18 protein-coding genes are annotated in these 20,305 nt (G+C 52.3%); 2 read left to right on the top strand and 16 right to left on the bottom strand.

The window, feature by feature from the left end; genetic code table 11:
• Window positions 1-17 precede the first annotated feature (17 nt).
• Both FYJ78_RS03025 and FYJ78_RS03020 read left to right on the top strand, forming a co-directional pair.
• Window positions 18-1,415, top strand: coding sequence for an APC family permease (locus FYJ78_RS03025; protein ID WP_154619944.1), 1,398 nt, complete (start codon window positions 18-20; stop codon window positions 1,413-1,415).
• Window positions 1,412-1,915 carry a P-II family nitrogen regulator gene (locus FYJ78_RS03020; protein WP_154619943.1) on the top strand — a complete coding sequence of 168 codons (504 nt, stop codon included), beginning with the start codon at window positions 1,412-1,414 and terminating at the stop codon, window positions 1,913-1,915. Before FYJ78_RS03025 ends, FYJ78_RS03020 begins: the two co-directional genes overlap by 4 nt.
• Window positions 1,916-1,922: 7 nt before the next feature.
• On the opposite strand, the gene FYJ78_RS03015 is transcribed toward FYJ78_RS03020, so the two are convergent.
• From FYJ78_RS03015 to tig, 16 genes are all read right to left on the bottom strand, one after another.
• A complete protein-coding gene (locus FYJ78_RS03015; RefSeq protein WP_154619942.1) occupies window positions 1,923-3,077 on the bottom strand; it encodes an acyltransferase family protein in 1,155 nt (384 codons plus the stop codon).
• Between the two features lie 60 nt (window positions 3,078-3,137).
• Window positions 3,138-4,013: an N-carbamoylputrescine amidase gene (gene aguB / locus FYJ78_RS03010; protein WP_154619941.1), complete on the bottom strand. Its 876-nt coding sequence runs from the start codon at window positions 4,011-4,013 to the stop codon at window positions 3,138-3,140.
• Window positions 4,010-5,134, bottom strand: a complete 1,125-nt coding sequence (gene aguA, locus FYJ78_RS03005; protein ID WP_154619940.1) for an agmatine deiminase — start codon at window positions 5,132-5,134, stop codon at window positions 4,010-4,012. Before aguA ends, aguB begins: the two co-directional genes overlap by 4 nt.
• Window positions 5,135-5,154: 20 nt before the next feature.
• On the bottom strand, window positions 5,155-6,324 hold the full coding sequence (gene nspC, locus FYJ78_RS03000; RefSeq protein ID WP_154619939.1) for a carboxynorspermidine decarboxylase: 1,170 nt from the start codon (window positions 6,322-6,324) through the stop codon (window positions 5,155-5,157).
• Between the two features lie 12 nt (window positions 6,325-6,336).
• Window positions 6,337-7,596: a saccharopine dehydrogenase family protein gene (locus tag FYJ78_RS02995; RefSeq protein ID WP_154619938.1), complete on the bottom strand. Its 1,260-nt coding sequence runs from the start codon at window positions 7,594-7,596 to the stop codon at window positions 6,337-6,339.
• On the bottom strand, window positions 7,593-8,453 hold the full coding sequence (speE, locus tag FYJ78_RS02990; RefSeq protein WP_154619937.1) for a polyamine aminopropyltransferase: 861 nt from the start codon (window positions 8,451-8,453) through the stop codon (window positions 7,593-7,595). Before speE ends, FYJ78_RS02995 begins: the two co-directional genes overlap by 4 nt.
• Window positions 8,454-8,460: 7 nt before the next feature.
• Window positions 8,461-9,927 carry an aminotransferase class I/II-fold pyridoxal phosphate-dependent enzyme gene (locus FYJ78_RS02985; RefSeq protein ID WP_154619936.1) on the bottom strand — a complete coding sequence of 489 codons (1,467 nt, stop codon included), beginning with the start codon at window positions 9,925-9,927 and terminating at the stop codon, window positions 8,461-8,463.
• A 331-nt stretch (window positions 9,928-10,258) separates the two neighbouring features.
• Window positions 10,259-11,950, bottom strand: coding sequence for a glycoside hydrolase family 13 protein (locus FYJ78_RS02980; RefSeq protein ID WP_154619935.1), 1,692 nt, complete (start codon window positions 11,948-11,950; stop codon window positions 10,259-10,261).
• Between the two features lie 131 nt (window positions 11,951-12,081).
• Entirely contained in the window at window positions 12,082-12,438 is a 357-nt protein-coding gene (locus FYJ78_RS02975; RefSeq protein WP_195847838.1) for a hypothetical protein, read from the bottom strand.
• 289 nt (window positions 12,439-12,727) lie between these two features.
• Complete coding sequence (gene ahbB, locus FYJ78_RS02970; protein WP_154619933.1) at window positions 12,728-13,216, bottom strand: siroheme decarboxylase subunit beta; 489 nt, start codon at window positions 13,214-13,216, stop codon at window positions 12,728-12,730.
• 23 nt (window positions 13,217-13,239) lie between these two features.
• Complete coding sequence (gene ahbA, locus FYJ78_RS02965) at window positions 13,240-13,698, bottom strand: siroheme decarboxylase subunit alpha (RefSeq protein WP_154619932.1); 459 nt, start codon at window positions 13,696-13,698, stop codon at window positions 13,240-13,242.
• Window positions 13,699-13,761: 63 nt separating this feature from the next.
• Complete coding sequence (gene yihA, locus FYJ78_RS02960; protein ID WP_154619931.1) at window positions 13,762-14,391, bottom strand: ribosome biogenesis GTP-binding protein YihA/YsxC; 630 nt, start codon at window positions 14,389-14,391, stop codon at window positions 13,762-13,764.
• 55 nt (window positions 14,392-14,446) lie between these two features.
• Complete coding sequence (gene lon / locus FYJ78_RS02955) at window positions 14,447-16,753, bottom strand: endopeptidase La (protein WP_154619930.1); 2,307 nt, start codon at window positions 16,751-16,753, stop codon at window positions 14,447-14,449.
• 79 nt (window positions 16,754-16,832) lie between these two features.
• Window positions 16,833-18,095 (bottom strand): ATP-dependent Clp protease ATP-binding subunit ClpX, encoded by a 1,263-nt coding sequence (gene clpX, locus FYJ78_RS02950; protein ID WP_154619929.1) that lies wholly within the window; start codon window positions 18,093-18,095, stop codon window positions 16,833-16,835.
• Between the two features lie 12 nt (window positions 18,096-18,107).
• Window positions 18,108-18,719, bottom strand: a complete 612-nt coding sequence (gene clpP / locus FYJ78_RS02945) for an ATP-dependent Clp endopeptidase proteolytic subunit ClpP (protein ID WP_154619928.1) — start codon at window positions 18,717-18,719, stop codon at window positions 18,108-18,110.
• Window positions 18,720-18,746: 27 nt separating this feature from the next.
• Window positions 18,747-20,036 carry a trigger factor gene (tig, locus tag FYJ78_RS02940; RefSeq protein WP_154619927.1) on the bottom strand — a complete coding sequence of 430 codons (1,290 nt, stop codon included), beginning with the start codon at window positions 20,034-20,036 and terminating at the stop codon, window positions 18,747-18,749.
• Between the last annotated feature and the right edge of the window lie 269 nt (window positions 20,037-20,305).

The following is a 20,305-nucleotide window of genomic DNA, read 5'->3' as shown; positions in this document are numbered from 1 at the left end:
GAAAGGATGATGGTCCCATGACAAAAAAAATTGGTCTGTTCGGCGCCGTTTCCACCGGCGTCGGCATGATTATCGCGACCAGCTGCTTCATCCCGCTGGCCAGCGGTGCCAGCGCCATCGGGATAACCTTCGCGGCGGTCGTCGCCTTTGTCTGCTTCATCAATATGATGGCAGCCTGCTCCAACGCCGAGCTGAACGCTCTGATGCCGAATCTTACCGGCGGACTGGCGCAATATACGCTGGTAGGGCTCGGTCCTTTTGCGACGATCATCACCATGGTCGGCGGATTCTTCGTCAGCAACATCTTCGCCGCTCCCGCAGAGGGCGCCATGTTTGCTAACGTCATGGCAGACTTTCTTGGCGACGGACTTCCTACTGCTTTTTACAGCGTAACGCTGACCATCGTACTCATTCTCATCAATCTGCGCGGCGTAACCCTGTCTACCATGGTACAATGCGTCATCGCCGCATTTATGGTCACTTCACTATTCCTGCTCGGCTTTATCGGGGCTCTTGGCCTTGGCACCGGGCAGGAAGTATCCCAGCCGCTCGTACTCTCTACCGACCTCGATACGGTTCTTCCGCTCATGACCACAGCGTTCTGGCTGTTCATCGGTTCAGAGTTTATCATCCCCCTGGGCAAGGACATGAAAAATCCAAAACGTGATATTCCGCGTGCCATGCTGCTGAGTCTCGGCATCATGTGTCTGATACAAATGCTTATGGTCATCGGCTTTGGTCACTATACGCCCTGGGAGGAAGTCGGCGCAGCAGACTCGCCGCATATTCTCTATGCCGTCAATATGCTGGGAGACGCCGGGCGCTGGTGGATCATCGTTGTTGCTATCATGGCCGCAGTCAGTACACAGAACTCCATCATCTGCAGCGTCTCAGAAATCTGCTGCGGCATGGCAAAAATAGGACTGCTTCCTGCTGTCTTTCAGCGGAAAAACCGTCATAACGCTCCTTATATCATGATCCTGCTGCTCGGCGGAATTACGATCCTCATTGAAGGTACCGGTCTTTCAAGCGGAGATGCTATCCAGTTCCTGATTCTGACTTCCTCGCTGTTCATCATGATCGCATATATTACCGCACATCTCAACGTCATGGTTCTGCGGCATACCATTGCCTCCGTTCCCCGGTCTTTCCGGGTTCCCCTGTATCCGCTACCCCAGCTGCTGGGCATCGGTTTTACGATATTCATGATTTACAATATCTCGACCGATCCGACGGAACGCCTGCAGATCTTTCTGATCTCACTGGCTTTCATTGCCCTGCTGACCATTTACGCCTGGTTCTGGGTACACGTTCATCTGCACCTTCCTGTCTTCCACCGTGTCCGTCTGAACAAAGTCATGGCCATGGAAGACCCGATTTACTATTTATCCCGTCACATGAAAGAAAGGATATGATTCTTATGAAAACCCTGTTAATCCGCGTTCTCCGTTCCCTTCTGACTTTTCTCGGCGGCTCTGTTCCGGCTTCCGCGCCGGCTCCTTCCGTCCCGATCACGCCGCCGTCTATCCCCGCCTCGGGTTTTCCCTCACAGCGTCCCCGCATGTATCATGTGCGCATCATTACTTCCGAGTCCCGTTTTGAGGGACTGATGGAAGCGCTGGAGCATGCCGGCATTACGGGGATGACAGTAACCCGCGTCCTCGGCTACGGACTGCAAAAAGGACATCGCGGTATGTATACCGGTACTACCATCGAATCGAAACTTCTGCCAAAAATCCAGTGCGATCTCGTCATCTCGAAGATTCCGCCGGAAACAATTGTCGACATTGCAAAAAAGACACTGTATACCGGAAAATACGGCGATGGGAAAATCTTCATTTCTTCCATGGAAAATGTCGTCAAGATTCGTACTGGCGAAGAGGGATTCGACGCCCTGCAGGATAAACCGCTCTAATCTTCCTTCAAAGCTTAATAAAAATGCGTCGGCGATACAAAAGTTCCATCAGCGGCCACCAGCAGACACACCAGAGCAGCGCAAAACAAACGATGCTGTCTGCTTCCGAAAACATGCTGCCGACAGACACGGACCACAGCCATGAGAAAAACGGCTGTCCTTCTGCCGATGAAGGAAGCAACCACAGCAAAGAAAGAGCCACCCCCGTTGCCATGTAAATGAAAAGAGCGTTCATGCCAAAGACCCGCATCGGATGAAATACAAAGGAAGCGGCGCGCGGGACACACAGGAAGAGCAGCTGCACCAGTGCAGCCAGCAGCATCAAGACGCCGCTGGTATAGAGGGCATACGGTGCAGTCCACAGCGGCTTGCTTACCATATCCAGCTGGCTCCATGACCAGCCGGCCGCCAGCAGAAGTGCCGAGCTGGCGGCCAGCGAAAGAACACCGCCCATCGATTTTTCCTGAAGAAGGCGTCCTGCCAGCATGCCGAACAGTACTGATGCCGTGCAGGCAATCGTGCCGTAAAGTCCCTCCGGATCAAAGGTTTTTCCCAGATAGCAGTGCGCTGTACCGGGGAAAACCTGATCCACAGCAGAACTGATATTGTGGTCCATAGCGAACGGATGATTTGGCGCATACCAATGAAACCCTGCCGAGGACGCCGCCAGCAGCAGAAAAGCAGCCAGCAGAATCCGAAAATCAGACCGCAGCCTGCCGCCCAGCATCATCCCGGCTGCATAAACCAAGGCCAGCCGCTGAAGGACTCCCAGCCAGCGTCCATGCTGGCTGAACTCCTCCCATAAGGACAGGGACGCTGTCTCCGGGAACAGCAGGTACTGGAAAAAAAGTGGCAGGCTGTTATAAAGCAGGCCCAGGAGAATCAGGGCCATCGTCCGGCACCATATTTTGCCTGTCGCAGCCCCCTGCCGCCGTCCGCTGCGGCGATCCAGCCAGACCGCCATCGCAGCGCCCATGGCGAAAACGAAGCCCGGAAAGGCAAGGTCCGCAAAGGATATGCCCTGCCATGGGGTATGCAGCATCCAGGATGGGGCCCGGTCAGGATCCGGTACCGCATCGACAAAAATCATGCAGAAGATGGCTAAGCCGCGCAATACATCCAAGGATTCCAGTCTGTTTTGTTGTGCTGCCCACACTCTCATAAAACGTTCCGCCTTTCTCTGTCACAGAGGTATGTTTCATGCGGCCAAAGATGGCGCGGCTCATTTCGTAAGAGCATGATAACATTCCGGCCGCCGGTCGCGAAATACACCCCAGCTCATTCTTTCCTGACGGCACAAGTCCAGATCAAAGGATGCCTGAATGATCGTCTCCTCATCCCGCCCGGCTTCCGCGACAATAGCCCCGGTTCCATCCGCAAGGAATGACGAACCATAAAAACGCAGGGAAGACTCCTGTCCGCCGTTTTCGGCGCTGGGATGAACGGTTTCCAGCCCGACGCGGTTGGCCGCAGCCACCGGCACAAGATTACAGCCCGCATGCCCCTGCATACAGCGGCGCCAGTGCGGCATACTGTCGGTAGAAAGAATCGGTTCCGAGCCGATGGCCGTCGGATAAAGCAGCAGTTCAGCTCCGGCTAACGCCATGCAGCGCGCTGCCTCGGGAAACCACTGATCCCAGCAGATTCCCACGCCGATCCGTCCATAACGCGTGTCCCACACTTTAAATCCGGTATTGCCCGGCGTAAAATAAAACTTTTCCTGATAGTAATGATCATCGGGGATATGCGTCTTGCGATAAACGCCCAAAACAGTACCGTCCGCATCCAGCATGGCAACACTGTTAAACAAACGCGTTTCATCCCGTTCATAAAAACTAACCGGCAGCACCACTTCCAGTTCCCGGGCCGTGTCCTGCAGCCGGTGAACCGCCGGATTCTCCTGCAGCGGCAGCGCATAGTGATAATAGTCATACTGGCGTTCCTGACAGAAATACGGCCGTTCAAACAACTCCGGCAGCAGAATAATCTGTGCGCCCTGTGCGGCGGCCTCGCGGACCATTTGGTCCGCTTTTTTGATGTTTGCTTCCGGTTCCGCAGCCATCTTCATCTGGATGGCTGCCACAGTAACTGTTCTCATGAATCCTCCTGCTCTCTTTCTGGAATCTGCTGCGTCAGACAATGAAAGTTCCCGCCGCCGACAATAATGGAGCGTGCATAAATCGGAACCACCTTCCGGTCCGAAAAACAATCCGACAGAATCCGGACTGCTCGTTCGTCCATCGGATCGCCGAACTGCGGCAGTAAAACCTTCCCGTTGCAAAGATAAAAATTCACATAACTGGCGGCCAGACGCTCGCCTTCTTCACGCCGATCCTCTCCCGGTTCAAAGGCCAGCCCTGCCAGCTCTGTGCCAGTCATACGGACCGGTACAGAAGGAACCGGAAGCTTATGGATGCGGATCATCCGTCCCTTGGCATCCGTCTCCCGCTCCAGCACAGCCAGATCTGCCCGGCTCAGCGCATATTGCGGATCGGATTCATCGTCCGACCAGGCCAGCAAGGCTTCCCCCGGACGCACAAAGGCAAAGACGTTATCGACATGCTCATTCGTTTCATCCTGATAGATACCACGGGGCAGCCAGATGACTTTTTGCACACCAAGATATTGTTTCAGACGATGTTCGATTTCCTCCCGGGTAAGCTGAGGATTCCTGCCGCGGCTCAAAAGACATGCCTCGGTCACCACAGCCGTCCCTTCGCCATCGGTATGAAACGAACCGCCCTCCAAAACGAAATCCCCGGCATCATAACATCTATCCTGCAGCGCAGCGCACATTTTTTCCGCGGCCGCATCATCCAGCGCATAGTCCGCATAGAGGCCGTCTACTTCACCGCCCCAGGCATTGAACCGCCAGCTGATTCCCCGCCTGCGGCCTTTGCCATCGACTACATAGGTAGGCCCCATATCACGGGCCCAGGCATCATTCGTCGGGATCTCGAGCAGATGAATCCGTCCATTCCGACCGGCGCCGGTCATCCTGCCTGCCTCTTCCCGATGCGCCGCGTCCGTGAGCAGATACACTTCCTCTTCTGCCGCAATCTCACTGGCCAACCGGGCAATAACCGGCTTCGCCTCCCGTCCGCCGTTCGTCCATGAACCCGGACGAATCGGCCAGATGAGAAAGGTTCCATGATGCGGTTCATATTCTCCCGGCATATAAAAACCATCCTCGCATGGATAGGTATGCAACGCTCCCATGAACGCCTCCCTTCTCCTTCTCAGGATAACCTTTGCTTGAAATCTTCATAACCGAAACGCCTTACGAGCCGGCACTCGCCGCTGCCGTCCATCCGCCAGATCGACGGCAGCGCCATACCGTTAAAGGTGTTGTTTTTGACCATCGAGTAAATCGCCATATCTTCAAAATAAAGACGATCCCCCGCTCCGATCGGCCGGTCAAACGAATAATCGCCAATGATATCACCGGCCAGACAGGTGCAGGAAGACAACCGGTAGGTATAAGGCCGTTCCTGCGGCTGTCCCGCATCGCGAAGAGGCGGCCGATACGGCATCTCTAAAACATCCGGCATATGACAGGCCGCAGACGCGTCGAGCAGCAAAGTATGAACGCCTCCGTTTTCTACCGTATCGAGCACTTCCGTCACCAGATATCCGGCATGGTAAGCCACGGCTTCGCCCGGCTCCAGATAGACCTCTGTGCCATAGGTGCGGCGCACATGCTGTACCAGCCGGATCAGTCGTTCCCGGTCATAATCCGGACGCGTGATATGATGCCCGCCGCCCATGTTAAGCCACCGAATCTGCGCATCAGCCAGCCATGAGCCGAAGCCTTCCTCCACAGCCTGCAGCGTCTGCTCCAGCGCATCGCTGTTCTGCTCGCAAAGCGTATGAAAATGCAGCCCGTCAATCCGATCCAAAAAATCCGGCTCTTCCTCCAATGCCTGACGGAAAGCCTCAACCGTCACGCCAAGCCGCGAGCCCGGCGCACAGGGGTCATAAATCGCATGATCCTGTGTCGAACATGCGGGATTGATGCGCAGACCAATCCCGCCGCGGATGCCTCGCTCCTGCTGAACCGCACGGACCGTCCCGCCGAACCGGCGAAGCTGCGCCACCGAATTGAAGATGACGTGATCGCAAAGCGCAGCGATCGATCGAATCTCCTCCGGGCGGTAGGCTGGAGAAAAAACATGATTTTCTCCGCCCATTTCCTCTGCACCAAGCCGGGCTTCAAACAACCCGCTGGCTGTGGCCCCGTCCAGATAGCGCCGGATCAGCGGATACTCCGCAAACATGGAAAAGGCTTTCTGCGCGAGCAGAATACGGCATCCCGCCTTTTTTTTAACCTCCCCGAGAATCCGGAGGTTCTTTTCCAGAGCCTGTTCATCGACCACATAAGCGGGAGTCGGTATTTCATTGATCTTCATAGGCACTCTCCGTCAATCCACCAATACCGGGTTCTCTTCCACCACCCACGGAAGTCCCCACTGATTCAGCGCCTCCATATAAGGATCCGGATCGAATTCATCCGTCGTAAACACGCCCGGCTTTTTCCACTGACCGGTCACAACCATCATCGCACCAATCATAGCCGGCACCCCCGTCGTATAGGAAATCGCCTGCGAACCGACTTCGCGATAGCAGGACTGATGATCGCAGACATTATAAATATAAATCGAACGCTTCTTTCCATCCTTCATACCGGTAAAAATACAGCCAATATTGGTCTTGCCCTTTGTGCGCGGGCCAAGAGATGCCGGGTCCGGCAGCAATGCCTTGAGGAACTGAATCGGCACGATTTCCTGCCCTTGATAAGAAACCGGCGTCGTGGAAAGCATACCTACATCTTCAAGACAGCGCATATGATCCAGGTAACTCTGTCCAAACGTCATAAAGAAACGAATGCGGCGCACTTCCGGCATATTGCGCCCCAGCGCCTCGATCTCCTCATGATGAAGCAGATACATATCCTTTTTCCCGACGCCATCGAAGTTGTATTCGCGCTTGATGCTCATCGCCGGCACTTCAACCCATTTGCCGTTTTCCAGATAAGAACCCGGCGCAGAAACCTCCCGCAGATTGATTTCCGGATTGAAATTCGTCGCAAAGGCATAGCCATGATCGCCGCCATTGCAGTCCAAAATATCAATCGTATCGATCGTATCGAAATAATGCTTTTTGGCGTAAGCGGCAAAAACAGAGGTCACGCCCGGATCAAAGCCCGTTCCCAACAACGCCGTAAGACCGGCTTCCTTGTATTTGTCCGCATAAGCCCATTGCCAGGAATAATCAAAATAGGCAGAAAAGCCAAGTTCCTTGCAGCGTTTCTCATAAGCCTCGCGCCAGACTGGATCTTCGGTGTCTTCCGGTTCATAATTGGCCGTGTCAATATAGTCGACACCGGCTGCCAGACAGGCATCCATAATGGTCAGATCCTGATACGGCAGGGCCACGTTGAGCACCGCATCCGGCTGATAATCCCGGATAAGCTGTGTGAGTGCTTCTGTATCATCTGCATCGATCTGCGCCGTCGTAATCTTCGTCCGCGTCTTCTCCTGCAGCTTTTCCTTCAGCGCGTCGCATTTGGACACCGTGCGGCTCGCAATCATCAATTCATCAAAGACCTGATCGTTCTGGCATACTTTGTGAATCGCCACAGAAGCCACGCCGCCGCAGCCAATAATCATCAATTTGCTCATTTTTTATTTTCCTCCTCTGAAAGAATATCTTCGACATATTTCGGCAGCATAAATGCGCCTTTATGCAAATGCGTCGTATAATACCACGTTTTAAGCCCGCGTTTATCCCAGCGGGCCGCATCGAAATCATCCAGCGGATGATATTTTTTCGACGCAAACCCGAACATCCAGATTCCCGCCGGACACGTCGGAATACTGGCCTGATACACACGGCTCACAGGAAAACTCTGATATGCCTTGCGGTGCATGGCACGGAAAGCCGCCTCGTCCTCCTCATAAAAGGGACTCCCATGCTGATAAACCATAATTCCGTCCGCATGCAGGGCCCGGAAACAGTTGCCATAAAACTCCCGGGTAAAAAGCCCCTCCGTATGCCCGAACGGGTCCGTGGAATCATTGATAATCAGATCATAGCGGTCTGTACAGCGCCGCAGAAACCGAAGCCCATCCATATTGGTGATCTGAACCCGCTGATCATCAAATCCCTTAGCGGTCTCCGGAAAGAATCTTTGCGAAACCTCGATAAACATCTCATCCGGCTCTACTACGTCAATCGACTCGATTTCCGGATATTGCGTGAGCACCTTTGCCACACCGCCGTCACCGCCGCCGATAATCAGCACATTGCGGACATGCGGATGCACCGCCATCGGCACATGCACCACCATTTCGTTATAAATAAATTCATCGGCTTCGGAAAAAATGATTTCTCCATCGAGTACAATCATCCGGCCAAATTCCTGCGATTGGAATACATCAATGCGCTGATACTCACTCTGGCTGGAAAAAAGCTGCTTATCCACGCGGACCGAAGTTTTGACGTTTTCGGTATCCTTTTGTGAAAACCAGATCTCCATATCATTCCTACCTTTCTGCCAAACCATTCCGCAGCACGCGAATCATCCGGCACTCCGGATCTTTTGTGCCCTGCAGGGAACAACCCTTCTCTCGGGAATACTCGATATACTCTAAAATCTCCTTCGTAATGCGTTCGCCCGGTGTCAGAATCGGAATCCCCGGCGGATAACACATGAGAATCTCTCCGGATATCCGTCCGGCCGCTTCGGCCAGCGGCAACTGCTCGCCATCTGCATAAAACGCCTCCTTTGGCGTACAGACCCGTTCCGGTGCGATAAACTCTCCGACATAAAGCTGCCGCTTTTCCTTAGCAAAACGGCGGGCAATATCTTCCAGCGCACCGACCAGCCGCTCGATATCCTGAATGCGATCGCCGATCGAAATATAAGCAAGAACATTGCCGATATCACCGAATTCAATCTGAATATCGTATTCATCCCGCAGCAGATCATAAACCTCAATGCCGGTAAGACCGATTCCCTGCGTATAAACAGACAGCTTCGTCACATCAAAATCAAAGACGCTTTCACCGTCTACCAGCTCACGTCCATACGCATAATAGCCGCCCAAATCATTGATTTCCGAACGGGCGTATTCCGCCATAGAGCTCACCCTGCGAAACGCGGTCTCACCATGCAGGGCGAGATTCCGCCGCGACAGATCCAGACTGGAAATCAGCAGATAAGAAGCACTTGTCGTCTGCGTCAGATTGATAATCTGACGCACATACTCCGCATCCACCCCGGGGCCGCAGAGCATGATCGAACTCTGCGTCAGGCTCCCGCCAGACTTGTGCATCGATACGGCGGCCAGATCTGCCCCGGCTGCCATACCGGACACGGGGAGATTTTCGCCAAAATAAAGATGCGTGCCATGCGCTTCATCCGCCAGCACCTTCATGCCGGCGCGATGCGCCAGCTTCACGATACCAGCCAAATCCGAAGCGATTCCATAATACGTCGGGTTATTGACAAAAATGGCCTTAGCCTTCGGATGCTCACGAATCGCCTGTTCGATATCACTAAGCGCCATGCCTGTCGCAATGCCGATATCATGATTCACGCGGACTGGAACATAAACCGGAATGCCGCCGCAAAGGACCAACGCATTGATGACGCTTTTATGGACATTACGCGGCAGCAAAATCTCGTCCCCGTCCCGTATCGTTGCAAGGACCATGGCCTGAACCGCAGAAGTCGTACCATTCACCATAAAAAAAGCATGATCCGCACCAAACGCATCTGCCGTCAATTCCTCCGCCTCGCGGATAACAGAAACCGGATGTCCGAGATTATCCAGCATCTTCATCGAATTCACATCGACACCGACACATTTCTCCCCCAAAAATTCCAACAGCTCCGGATTTCCCCTTCCTCGTTTATGTCCCGGTACATCAAAGGGAACCACCCGCCGCTTGCGAAATTCCATCAGCGCCTCATAAACCGGCGCCGTATGCTGATTGATACGATCCATTTTTCCCTCCAGATAAATGAAAAAGCAGACCGAATCTTCATCCGGTCTGCTCTATCGTCGCTATCGTTAATAACGTCCGGAGCCTCTTTGCCCCGAAAACCGCTTTTCCGTTTTGACTCTCATGCGCTCTGCTGCCCGCTCTTATTGACCGTTTCACAAGATGTATGTATTTCTTCATCGCAAAATTTGAGTCCTCCTGTCTCTGCCAGACGGCAAGATACAGGACCGGCCATTTACCTCAGGCACTGCCGGCTACTCAATCAATAATGTCAGGCACTGAAAACGCACGTCTTCTCACCCTCATGAATTGTATCATTTTATCCGGATTCCGTCAATCTTTATCATCATACAAGACAACCTGTACTTCATAGGGCTGTAAAACGCCAGGTTTATGCTCCGCATAATTTGTGATGAGCATTTCGCCTTTTGTCGCTTCGACCAGCTGGCAGGCAGCTTCGTGGTCCGTCCAATTCGCCGCCACCGTCAGGATCTGACCGTCCATCACACGTTCGTACGCATAGATTTCTTCACTGTCTTCAAGGAGTGGCCGGAAACGGCCATAGACAATAATCGGGTGCGTATGGCGCAGCTGAATCAGCCGCTGATAATAGTAGAAAATAGAGTGGGGATCCGCCAAGGCCGCCTTGACATTGATCGTTTTATAATTCGGATTGACAGCCAGCCAGGCGCTTCCTGTCGTAAATCCCGCATTTTCCGTATCATCCCATTGCATCGGCGTCCGGGCATTATCACGCGCGACATGATTAAAACAGTCCAGCATGGTTTTCTCATCCACAACGCCTTGCTCGACCACATACTGCTGCCAAGCATTCTTCTCCTCCAGATCCGCACAATCATGCACGGAATGAAACCGCATGTTCGTCATGCCAATTTCCTCACCCTGATAAATATACGGCGTCCCCTTCTGCATGTGCAGAACCGTTGCCAGCATTTCCGCTGATTTTTCACGCCACTTAGGAGAATCATTGCCGAACCGGGAAACCGCGCGCGGCTGGTCATGATTATCCCAGTACAGACTCCCCCATGCCTTGCCCTCTAATTCGGTCTGCCATTTGTTCAAAATCCGCCGCACATAGGAAAGACGCGGCGGCGTCACCGTCCATTTGCCAATGACAGCATCCGAATTGGCCGCTCCATCCGTATGCTCGAAATGAAAGACCATCCCCAGCTCAGTACCTTCCGCATTTGCATATTTTTTCGCCTCTTCCACCGTCACGCCGGCCGCCTCGCCGACCGTAAGCAAATCATACCGCGAAAGAACCCGACGATTCATCTCCTGCAGATATTCATGGACGCGCGGACCGTTGCAGACGTATGGCGCCATATCACCGAATCCGTCGCCCTTGTCCGGACCATCCGGAAACGCCTGATCCTTGCTGATCATGGAAATCACATCCATGCGGAAGCCATCGATGCCCTTCCGGCACCACCAATCCATCAGATCAAAAACCTCTTCCCGAACGGTGGGATTTTCCCAATTCAAGTCCGGCTGCTTCCGGCTGAAGCAGTGAAGGTAATACTGACCGGTTCGCTCATCAAATTGCCAGGCCGATCCGCTGAACCAAGATTCCCAATTATTCGGTTCCCGGCCATCCTTGGGATCCTTCCAAATATAATAATCGCGATAGGGATTTTCTTTTGACTGGCGGCTTTCCATGAACCAGGGATGCTCATCGGAGGTATGATTGACCACCAGATCCATAACCACACGAATATGGCGCTCATGCGCGGCGGCCAGCAGCCGGTCAAAATCCTCCATCGTGCCGAATTCTTCCATGATATTCCGATAATCTGAAATATCATACCCGTTATCGTCATTCGGCGACCGGTAAACCGGCGACAGCCAGATCACATCGATCCCCAGCCGGGCCAGATAATCCAAATGCTCCGTCACACCATTGAGATCCCCGATACCATCACCATTGCTGTCTGCAAAGGAACGCGGATAAATCTGATAAATCACCGCTTCTTTCCACCATGCCCGTTTTTCCTGCTCAGCCATCCATACCACCCTTTCCGCGGAACATCCTTCCTCATCCATGTGCAATCGTCTCTAATCCTACACCATGGTTCTTGTCTCTATCATATCGTTCCCCACAGGATTTTTCAACCTTCCATCAGCGTTCAACGAGATCAGGACAAATACTTTAGATAGGAGAACTTTTCCTTCCAGCTCAAAACGATGAGGATATGACTCGTCAGAACAGATAGTCCAAGAGCTATCAGATATACCCCCAGCGACCCCAAATGGACGAAAGCATGTTTTGATTCACCAAAAGCAACCCCCGCCAGAACAAGCCACCACGCATGAATATAGAAGATAAACATACTCTGCTTTCTCAGATATCCCCAGACCGGCGAATCCGGAAGCCGGACTGCCTTCGTATAAAGGAAAACACAATAGGTAAGCGGCAGCAGCATGATATAGACATCGTGCGAATAATTAAGCTGTGTCCAGCCACAGAAACTGCCGCCCATCACCTCGATCATAAATAGCATAAAAAAAACAACAATATAGCGTTTCAGCCGCGGCAAATTAGGATGCCCAAAGTATAGCATAAATGTTCCCCCCCATAAGACAAAAGAGGATTTTTTCTTAACAGCAAGAGCACCCCGCTGGCGAATCGGCCAACGGGGTGCTCTTCAAAATCAGGTACATGGTCAGGTGCTTATTGGTGCTTATTGCGCCAAATAATAAGCAAGCGAGGCCTATGCGAAAGCCCCCGTAAAAGGCGACAACGCTTGTCGTTGCTGGCTTTTACGGGGGCTTTCGCATACTTTATTTTTCCATAAAATACTTCATGGAAGTCTTTTTCCATTCTTTTTTAGAATACAGCATAACATGCTCATCGATGCCGCACATCTTTCCCAGTCGGGCAACGATAGCTTCACATTCCTGACGACTGTGTCCATGCACCATGGTATAAAGATTGTAAGGCCAGTCCGGCGCGGTATTCCGGTCGTAGCAGTGTGAGACCGAAGGGCTCTGCGCCATCTTTGCAGCCACTTCGTCCAGACGCGCAGAAGGACATACCCAGGCCACCAGAACATTGGCCGAAAAGCCGACTTCCCGATGGCAAAGCACCGCTCCCATTTTCCGGATTACCTTGCGCTGTTCCAAGTCTTTGACCCGCTCCAACAAGAGCTCCTTGGAAATGCCAACCTGATCCGCCAAAACCTGATAAGGCTCGGCCACCAACGGAAAATCCTCCTGCAGGGCACGGACAATCTTTTTATCCAGTTCAGTCATTGTATCATCCTGCGCCATAACATCCATCCTTAACTTCTGTCTCAATGCAGGTTGAATTGCACATTGATTTTATATTTCTTATTCGCCTTCAGGTTCAATATATCCTCAACACCCGGCAATGCTTCCACCTCGGCAAGGATTCGCTTTTCCATCTCGGCGCAGGGGGTCAGCAAAGTAAACCAAAGATTATAACGCCCCTCCCGCTCGTAATTATGCGTCGCGCCCGGATAGCCGTTCACAGCCTCTGCTACATCCTGAAGCCGCTCAGGATCCACCCGCAGGGCAACCAATGTTCCTTTATACCCCAAGCGCCCGGAGTTGAAAAACGTACCGATACGGCGCAGATATCCGTTCCGTTTCAGCTCACGCAGGCGGGACAGCACGGTGTCTTCATCCGACCCGAGTTCTTCTGCCAGCCGGGCAAACGGATGGCTGCATACGGGCAAATTCCCCTGCAGTAGATTCAACAGCGATTTGTCGAACGATGTCAGCTCTGTCATGATTCCCTCTCCTCTATTTCTTCGGTCGTCCGGTCAGATATGAATCGGATTCATCTTTCTCTTTTATTCTATCAAAGAATCCCCGATCACGTCAAGTAAATCTGAACGCCCTTCATTTTTTAATGAAGAGTAGGGCAACACCGAAAGATCCGGTACACCAAAGCGGCGGCGGATTTGCGCGATATTTTTCTGCCGCGCATTTTTCCCGATTTTATCCGCCTTCGTCGCAACGACCAGCACGGGAATATGATGCTCGACCAGCCATTGAAACATATCGCAGTCCGAAGCCATCGGTTCATGACGAATGTCGATCAGCTGACAGACAAAGAGAAGGCGCGGTGAGGTCAGCAGATATTCCTCGATAAATTTCGCCCAGATCTTGCGCTGCTCTTTTCCGGTACGTGCATAACCATAGCCGGGCAAGTCAACCAGATAAAAGATCTTTCGCCTCTCTTCTTCACGCCATTTTAATCCCACTTCATAAAAGTTGATCGTCTGCGTCTTTCCGGGCTGTGCGGATACCCGGGCGAGGTTCCGGACCCTTGTCAAAGAATTGATCAGAGAAGATTTGCCAACATTGGACCGGCCGATGAATACGATTTCCGGACGCTCTGTTTCCGGATATTGTTCTTTTTTTACTGCCGAAGCCACATAGCGCCCCTGCGTAATGAGCACGCTTTCTTTTTCTTCCATACGGTCCTCTCTTTCATAAAGAGAGCCTTCCCGTACAAAAGGAAGGCTCCTTATCTTACATCAATGCAGTTTTAAGCACCTGATCCATGGATTCAACCGGGACAAATTCCAGTTTATCGCGAACGGATGCGGGAATATCTTCAATATCCTTTTCATTGTCTTTGGGCAGGATAATGGTCTTCATGCCCTCACGATAAGCGGCGAGTACCTTTTCCTTCAATCCGCCGATCGGAAGAACCGTTCCGCGCAGTGTAATTTCCCCCGTCATGGCCACATCACTGCGAACCTTGCGCTGTGTCAAAGCAGACACCATGGCCGTTGCCATCGTGATACCGGCGGATGGGCCATCTTTCGGGACAGCCCCCTCCGGAAGGTGAATATGAATGTCGTCTTTTTCATAGAAATCCTGCGGCAGGTTGAGCCGATCGGACTGACTGCGAATGTATGTCAAACCTGCCTGAGCGGATTCCTGCATGACATCGCCAAGCTGTCCCGTAAGGATCAGTTTCCCCTTCCCCTTCAGCACAGCGACCTCCGTCGGCAGAATCGTTCCGCCGACCTCCGTCCAGGCCATGCCGGTGACTACGCCGATCTGCGGCTTGCGGGATGCTTTCGTATCCAAAAATTTCGGTTTTCCCACAAAGTCTGTCAGATTCTTTTTGCTGATGCGGATTGGTTTCTCCGCCCCCTCTACGATCCGACGCGCCGCCTTGCGGCATGCGCGGCCGATGATGCGCTCCAGTTCACGGACACCGGATTCCCGCGTATACGACGCAATCATCTCAGCCAGAACACCGGCGCCAAAGCGGATATCCTTTGCGGACAAGCCATTTTGCCCACGTTGGCGGGCTACAAGATACCGTTTGGCAATTTCCAGCTTTTCGATCTCGGTATAGCTGGACAAGGTAATGATCTCCATGCGGTCGCGCAGCGGGCGAGGAATATTGCCAAGATTGTTTGCTGTCACAATCCACAGGACATGCGAAAGATCGAAAGGAAGCTCCACATAATGATCGCTGAATGTCCTATTCTGTGCAGGATCCAGCACTTCCAGCAGCGCGGCAGAAGGATCGCCGCGATAGTCCATATCCAGTTTGTCTACTTCATCCAGCAAGAATACCGGATTGCAGGTTCCTGCATTGCGTATGCCTTCGATAATCCGTCCCGGCATGGCTCCGACATAGGTACGGCGATGCCCGCGAATTTCTGCTTCATCACGAACGCCGCCCAACGAAGCACGTACAAATTTTCTCCCTGTCGCCCTTGCCACGGAAGCTGCCAGCGATGTTTTTCCCACGCCGGGAGGTCCGACCAGGCAAAGAATCGGTGCGGTTTTATCCTGTGCCAGCTTGTGTACGGCAAGATAATCCAAAATTCGATCCTTGACCTTTTCCAGTCCATAATGATCCCGATTAAGTATCTTTTCTGCTTCAGCCAAATCTACATTATCTTCCGAGGCATTGGTCCATGGCAGATCCAGCAGGCAATCCACATAATTGCGGATCACACTGGTTTCCGCATTCATGTTGTTCATGCCTTCCAGCCGCCGCAGTTCCTTTTCCACGACCCTACGCACAAGGTCCGGATAATCTCCTGCTTTTAAAAGGCTGCGCGCCGTTTCAATTTCTTCCGTTCTGCCGTCCTTATCTCCCAACTCTTCGCGGATGGCTTTGATTTGTTCACGCAAGTAGTAGTCCTTTTGTATCTTATCCATCTGTCTGCGGACTTTATTGCCGATTTTCTGTTCCAGCTTCAGGATCTCCAACTCACGAGTCAGAATTTGATACAGCGTTTCCAATCGATCGTGTACAGGAATTGCTGCCAGCAGTTCCTGTCTCGTCTCCAGCTTTAAATTCAAATGACTGGCAATGAGATCCGCCAGCCGTCCGGCATCATCCATAATGGCCACCGATACCAGTGTCTCAGGCGGAATTTTTTTTGATAGTCTGACCCATTCTTCAAACTGATGAATGACCGCCCGCGTCAACGCCTCCATCTCCATGGAGGTGTCCACCGGATCCGGGAACTCTTCTACCTCTACTTCGGCATAAGTTTCCAGCTCCCGATAATCGCGGATTATGGCACGGCATTGGCCTTCTACCAAAACACGGATCGTCCCGCCCGGCATCTTAACCAGCTGCCGGATCTCCGCGACCGTACCAACCATATACAAGTCCTTACGCGTCGGTTCATCCACCTCTGCATCCAGCTGGGCCGTCAGCATGATCTCGCGGTCTTCGACCATCGCCTGTTCCAATGCCGCCATGGATCGTTCACGTCCGGCATCCAGATGAATCATCATATAGGGGAAGATCATCATGCCACGCAGCGGCAGCAAGGGCAAAGTCTTGTTCTCAGCCATCTTCTTTCCCTCCTCATTTCTTTGAATATCTAAAAGCAACAAGGCGCTGCCTCTGCAGCGCCCTGTCCCTATGCTGCCATCAGGCAGTCTCTGCTTTGCTGTTTTTGAGCGTTTTGTCAATGGTCAGTACAGGATCCTTCCTGCTGCTGACTGTATCTTTCGTCACCCGGCAGGCTGTTACACCTTCCACAGACGGTACTTCATACATGACATTTCGCATAATCGCTTCAATGATGGAACGGAGGCCACGCGCGCCAGTCTTTCGCTTCAAAGCTTCCTTGGCAATCTGACGCAGGGCGTCGTCATCAAAGGTCAGTTTCACTCCATCCATTTCCAGCAGCTTCTGATACTGTTTGACCAGCGCATTTTTCGGCTCGGTCAGGATACTGACCAACGCATCTTCATCCAATGACTCCAAAGTCACTACGACAGGAAGACGGCCGATGAATTCCGGAATCAACCCATGCTTGAGCAGGTCTTCAGGAAGAAGTTTACGCAGAATGTCGCCGACATTACGCTGTTTTCTCGAACGAATATTGGCGCCGAATCCCATCTGTTTCTGCCCGATGCGGGCCTCGATCACCTTTTCAATGCCATCGAACGCACCGCCGCAGATAAACAGAATGTTCGTCGTATCGATCTGAATCAGATCCTGATGCGGATGCTTGCGTCCCCCCTGCGGCGGAACAGACGCTACGGTTCCCTCAAGAATCTTCAGCAGTGCCTGCTGCACACCTTCCCCGGAAACATCCCGGGTAATGGATGGATTTTCTGACTTGCGGGCAATCTTATCGATTTCATCAATATAGATAATGCCGCGCTCTGCCTTTTCGATGTCATAATCTGCGGCCTGAATCAACTTGAGAAGAATGTTTTCTACATCCTCTCCCACATAACCGGCCTCTGTCAGTGCTGTTGCATCAGCGATAGCAAACGGAACATTCAGGATTCTGGCCAGAGTTTGTGCCAGAAGTGTCTTTCCGCTTCCGGTCGGGCCGAGCATAAGAATGTTGGACTTTTGCAGTTCTACATCATCAGCCTTTACCAGCCCCCGGTTAATCCGCTTATAATGGTTGTATACAGCAACCGACAAGCTTTTCTTGGCCTCGTCCTGACCAATCACATACTGATCCAGCGTAGCCCGGATGTCCTTCGGTTTTGGGACGTCCTTCAGCTCCACCTCTACATCTTCACTGAACTCCTCTGCAATAATCTCATTGCAAAGTTCAATACATTCATCGCAGATATAGACACCGGGGCCGGCGACCAGCTTGCGCACCTGTTCCTGCGTTTTGCCGCAGAATGAACACTTCAGCTGTCCTTTTTCATCCCCAAACTTCAATATGACACCCCCTTAGTCCTTCGTTTCCGATTTCCTGCCTTTTTTCGGGCGGGTAATCACTTCGTCAACGATGCCATATTTTTTGGCTTCCTGTGCCGTCATAAAATTGTCGCGCTCGGTATCCGCAATAATCTGCTCCATGTCTTTTCCAGTTGTCTGGACAAAGATGGTATTAATATTATCGCGAATACGCTGAATCTCCCGCGCCTGAATCTGAATATCCGTAGATTGTCCCTGCGCACCGCCCAGCGGCTGATGGATCATGATTCGCGCATTGGGAAGAGCAAAACGTTTGCCCTTTGCCCCGGCGGTCAGAAGGACTGCGCCCATGCTGGCAGCCTGTCCGATGCAGATCGTCGAAACATCCGGTTTGATATACTGCATGGTGTCGTAGATAGCCAATCCGGCAGTAACCACACCGCCCGGGCTGTTAATATAGAGGTGAATATCCTTATCCGGGTCTTCAGACTCCAGAAAAAGAAGCTGTGCCACAACTACATTCGCTACATTATCGTCGATCGGCCCGCCCAGAAAAATGATGCGATCCTTCAGCAGGCGGGAATATATGTCATACGCCCGCTCACCGCGATTCGACTGCTCTACTACCATTGGTACATAACTCATTGGAATTCCCCCACTACAAGGGCACGATCACTCGGCGATATGGTCGATGATAAACTGTGCCGTCTTCTTGCGAAGCACCGAAGCAGCCAGATCGCCAACACGGCCCTGTTCCTTGATAATCTTCTGAACCTGCTGCGGCGTAGCACCATAAGCGGCAGCCATGGCGGCAACCTCAGCATCCAGATCCTTCCCTTCGACCTTGATATCCTCAGCCTTAGCTACTTCCTCCAACATAAGGTCGGTCTTTACATTCTTCTCCGCAGTCTCACGATAATCCTCGCGAATCTTCGCGATATCCGTACCAGCATACTGCAGATACTGATCCAGCTTCATTCCCTGCTGTTCAAGGCGCATGGCCATCTCCTGAATCATGGCCGTTACACGGTTGTCAATCATGACGGCAGGAATATCCACTGTGATATTTTCCGTAGCCTGCTCAATGGCAGCGCTGTTCCGGTCATTTTCAGCCTTGCGCTCCGCATTCTCCTGCAAATTCTTGCGAATATCCGCCTTGAGTTCATCCAGCGTCTGGAAAGTGCTGACTTTCTTAGCCAGTTCATCATCGATCGCCGGAAGTTCTTTATGCTTGATGCTGCGGATGGTGCATTTAAAAGTCGCATCCTTGCCGGCCAGTTCCTTCGCATGGTATTCTTCCGGGAACTTGACCTGAACTTCTTTTTCCTCACCGACCTTAACGCCGATCAGCTGTTCCTCAAAGCCCGGAATAAAGCTGCCGGAACCAATCTGGAGCGGATAATCCTTGCCTTTTCCGCCCTCGAAAGCCTCGCCATCGACGAAGCCTTCAAAATCCAGCGTCGTGAAGTCACCATCGGCGACGGCAGCGCCTTCCGGTGCATCCACCATCTTGCCCTGACGATCCTGGAAATTCTTGAGCTGCTTCTCGACATCTTCGTCGGTGATCTCCACCGCAGCCTTCTCCACTTTCAGTCCCTTGTATTCGCCGAGCTTCACTTCGGGGCGCGGCGTGACGGTCGCCTTAAAGACCAGATCCTTGCCATCTTCCAATGTCACAATATCGATATTCGGACGGGTTACCGGCTCAATCTTCTGCTCCTCCAGAGCATCGTTGAATGCTTTTGGAGCGAGGAGATCAAAAGCTTCCTGCATGAGCGCTTCCGTCCCGACATGACGCTCTACGATCTTGCGCGGCGCTTTGCCCTTCCGGAAACCGGGAATGCTGACACGGCTGGCAAGCTGCTTGCTTGCACGCTCTGCCGCTTTGGAAACCTCCGCTGCCTCAACCTCAATGGTAAGAGTAACCTGCTGGTTTTCTCCTTGTTCTGCCGTAACTTTCATTGTCTAAAATGACCTCCTGTAATATCTATTCATCATGCAGGCACCCGGGATCTATTTCAGTCGCCACTATGCCATACTCTTGACATAATATCACAAAACGCGCAGAAACACAAGCTGCGTTATGTACAGCATACCGCCCTCCTGTAGGTTTACAATAGATGTGAGACTGGAGGGATATACAAAAGCGACCGAATCCCGTAGAATATTGGTTGCAACAAACTTCTACAAAAGGAGACCCGATCGCCATGTCTATCATACCACATCAGAAG

It is taken from the genome of Wylensekiella montiformis (assembly GCF_009697385.1).
Taxonomy (GTDB): Bacteria; Bacillota; Negativicutes; order Selenomonadales; family Selenomonadaceae; genus Selenomonas_A; species Selenomonas_A montiformis.
The sequence above is the reverse complement of the archived record's forward strand: the minus strand, read 5'-3'. Positions and strand labels throughout refer to the sequence as shown.

Bases quoted from the DNA above. Each gene is read 5' to 3' on its own strand.
- FYJ78_RS03025 (WP_154619944.1), top strand. From the start codon at position 18: ATGACAAAAAAAATTGGTCTGTTCGGCGCCGTTTCCACCGGCGTCGGC.
- FYJ78_RS03020 (WP_154619943.1), top strand. From the start codon at position 1,412: ATGATTCTTATGAAAACCCTGTTAATCCGCGTTCTCCGTTCCCTTCTG.
- FYJ78_RS03015 (WP_154619942.1), bottom strand. From the start codon at position 3,077: ATGAGAGTGTGGGCAGCACAACAAAACAGACTGGAATCCTTGGATGTA.
- aguB (WP_154619941.1), bottom strand. From the start codon at position 4,013: ATGAGAACAGTTACTGTGGCAGCCATCCAGATGAAGATGGCTGCGGAA.
- aguA (WP_154619940.1), bottom strand. From the start codon at position 5,134: ATGGGAGCGTTGCATACCTATCCATGCGAGGATGGTTTTTATATGCCG.
- nspC (WP_154619939.1), bottom strand. From the start codon at position 6,324: ATGAAGATCAATGAAATACCGACTCCCGCTTATGTGGTCGATGAACAG.
- FYJ78_RS02995 (WP_154619938.1), bottom strand. From the start codon at position 7,596: ATGAGCAAATTGATGATTATTGGCTGCGGCGGCGTGGCTTCTGTGGCG.
- speE (WP_154619937.1), bottom strand. From the start codon at position 8,453: ATGGAGATCTGGTTTTCACAAAAGGATACCGAAAACGTCAAAACTTCG.
- FYJ78_RS02985 (WP_154619936.1), bottom strand. From the start codon at position 9,927: ATGGATCGTATCAATCAGCATACGGCGCCGGTTTATGAGGCGCTGATG.
- FYJ78_RS02980 (WP_154619935.1), bottom strand. From the start codon at position 11,950: ATGGCTGAGCAGGAAAAACGGGCATGGTGGAAAGAAGCGGTGATTTAT.
- FYJ78_RS02975 (WP_195847838.1), bottom strand. From the start codon at position 12,438: ATGATCGAGGTGATGGGCGGCAGTTTCTGTGGCTGGACACAGCTTAAT.
- ahbB (WP_154619933.1), bottom strand. From the start codon at position 13,216: ATGGCGCAGGATGATACAATGACTGAACTGGATAAAAAGATTGTCCGT.
- ahbA (WP_154619932.1), bottom strand. From the start codon at position 13,698: ATGACAGAGCTGACATCGTTCGACAAATCGCTGTTGAATCTACTGCAG.
- yihA (WP_154619931.1), bottom strand. From the start codon at position 14,391: ATGGAAGAAAAAGAAAGCGTGCTCATTACGCAGGGGCGCTATGTGGCT.
- lon (WP_154619930.1), bottom strand. From the start codon at position 16,753: ATGGCTGAGAACAAGACTTTGCCCTTGCTGCCGCTGCGTGGCATGATG.
- clpP (WP_154619928.1), bottom strand. From the start codon at position 18,719: ATGAGTTATGTACCAATGGTAGTAGAGCAGTCGAATCGCGGTGAGCGG.
- tig (WP_154619927.1), bottom strand. From the start codon at position 20,036: ATGAAAGTTACGGCAGAACAAGGAGAAAACCAGCAGGTTACTCTTACC.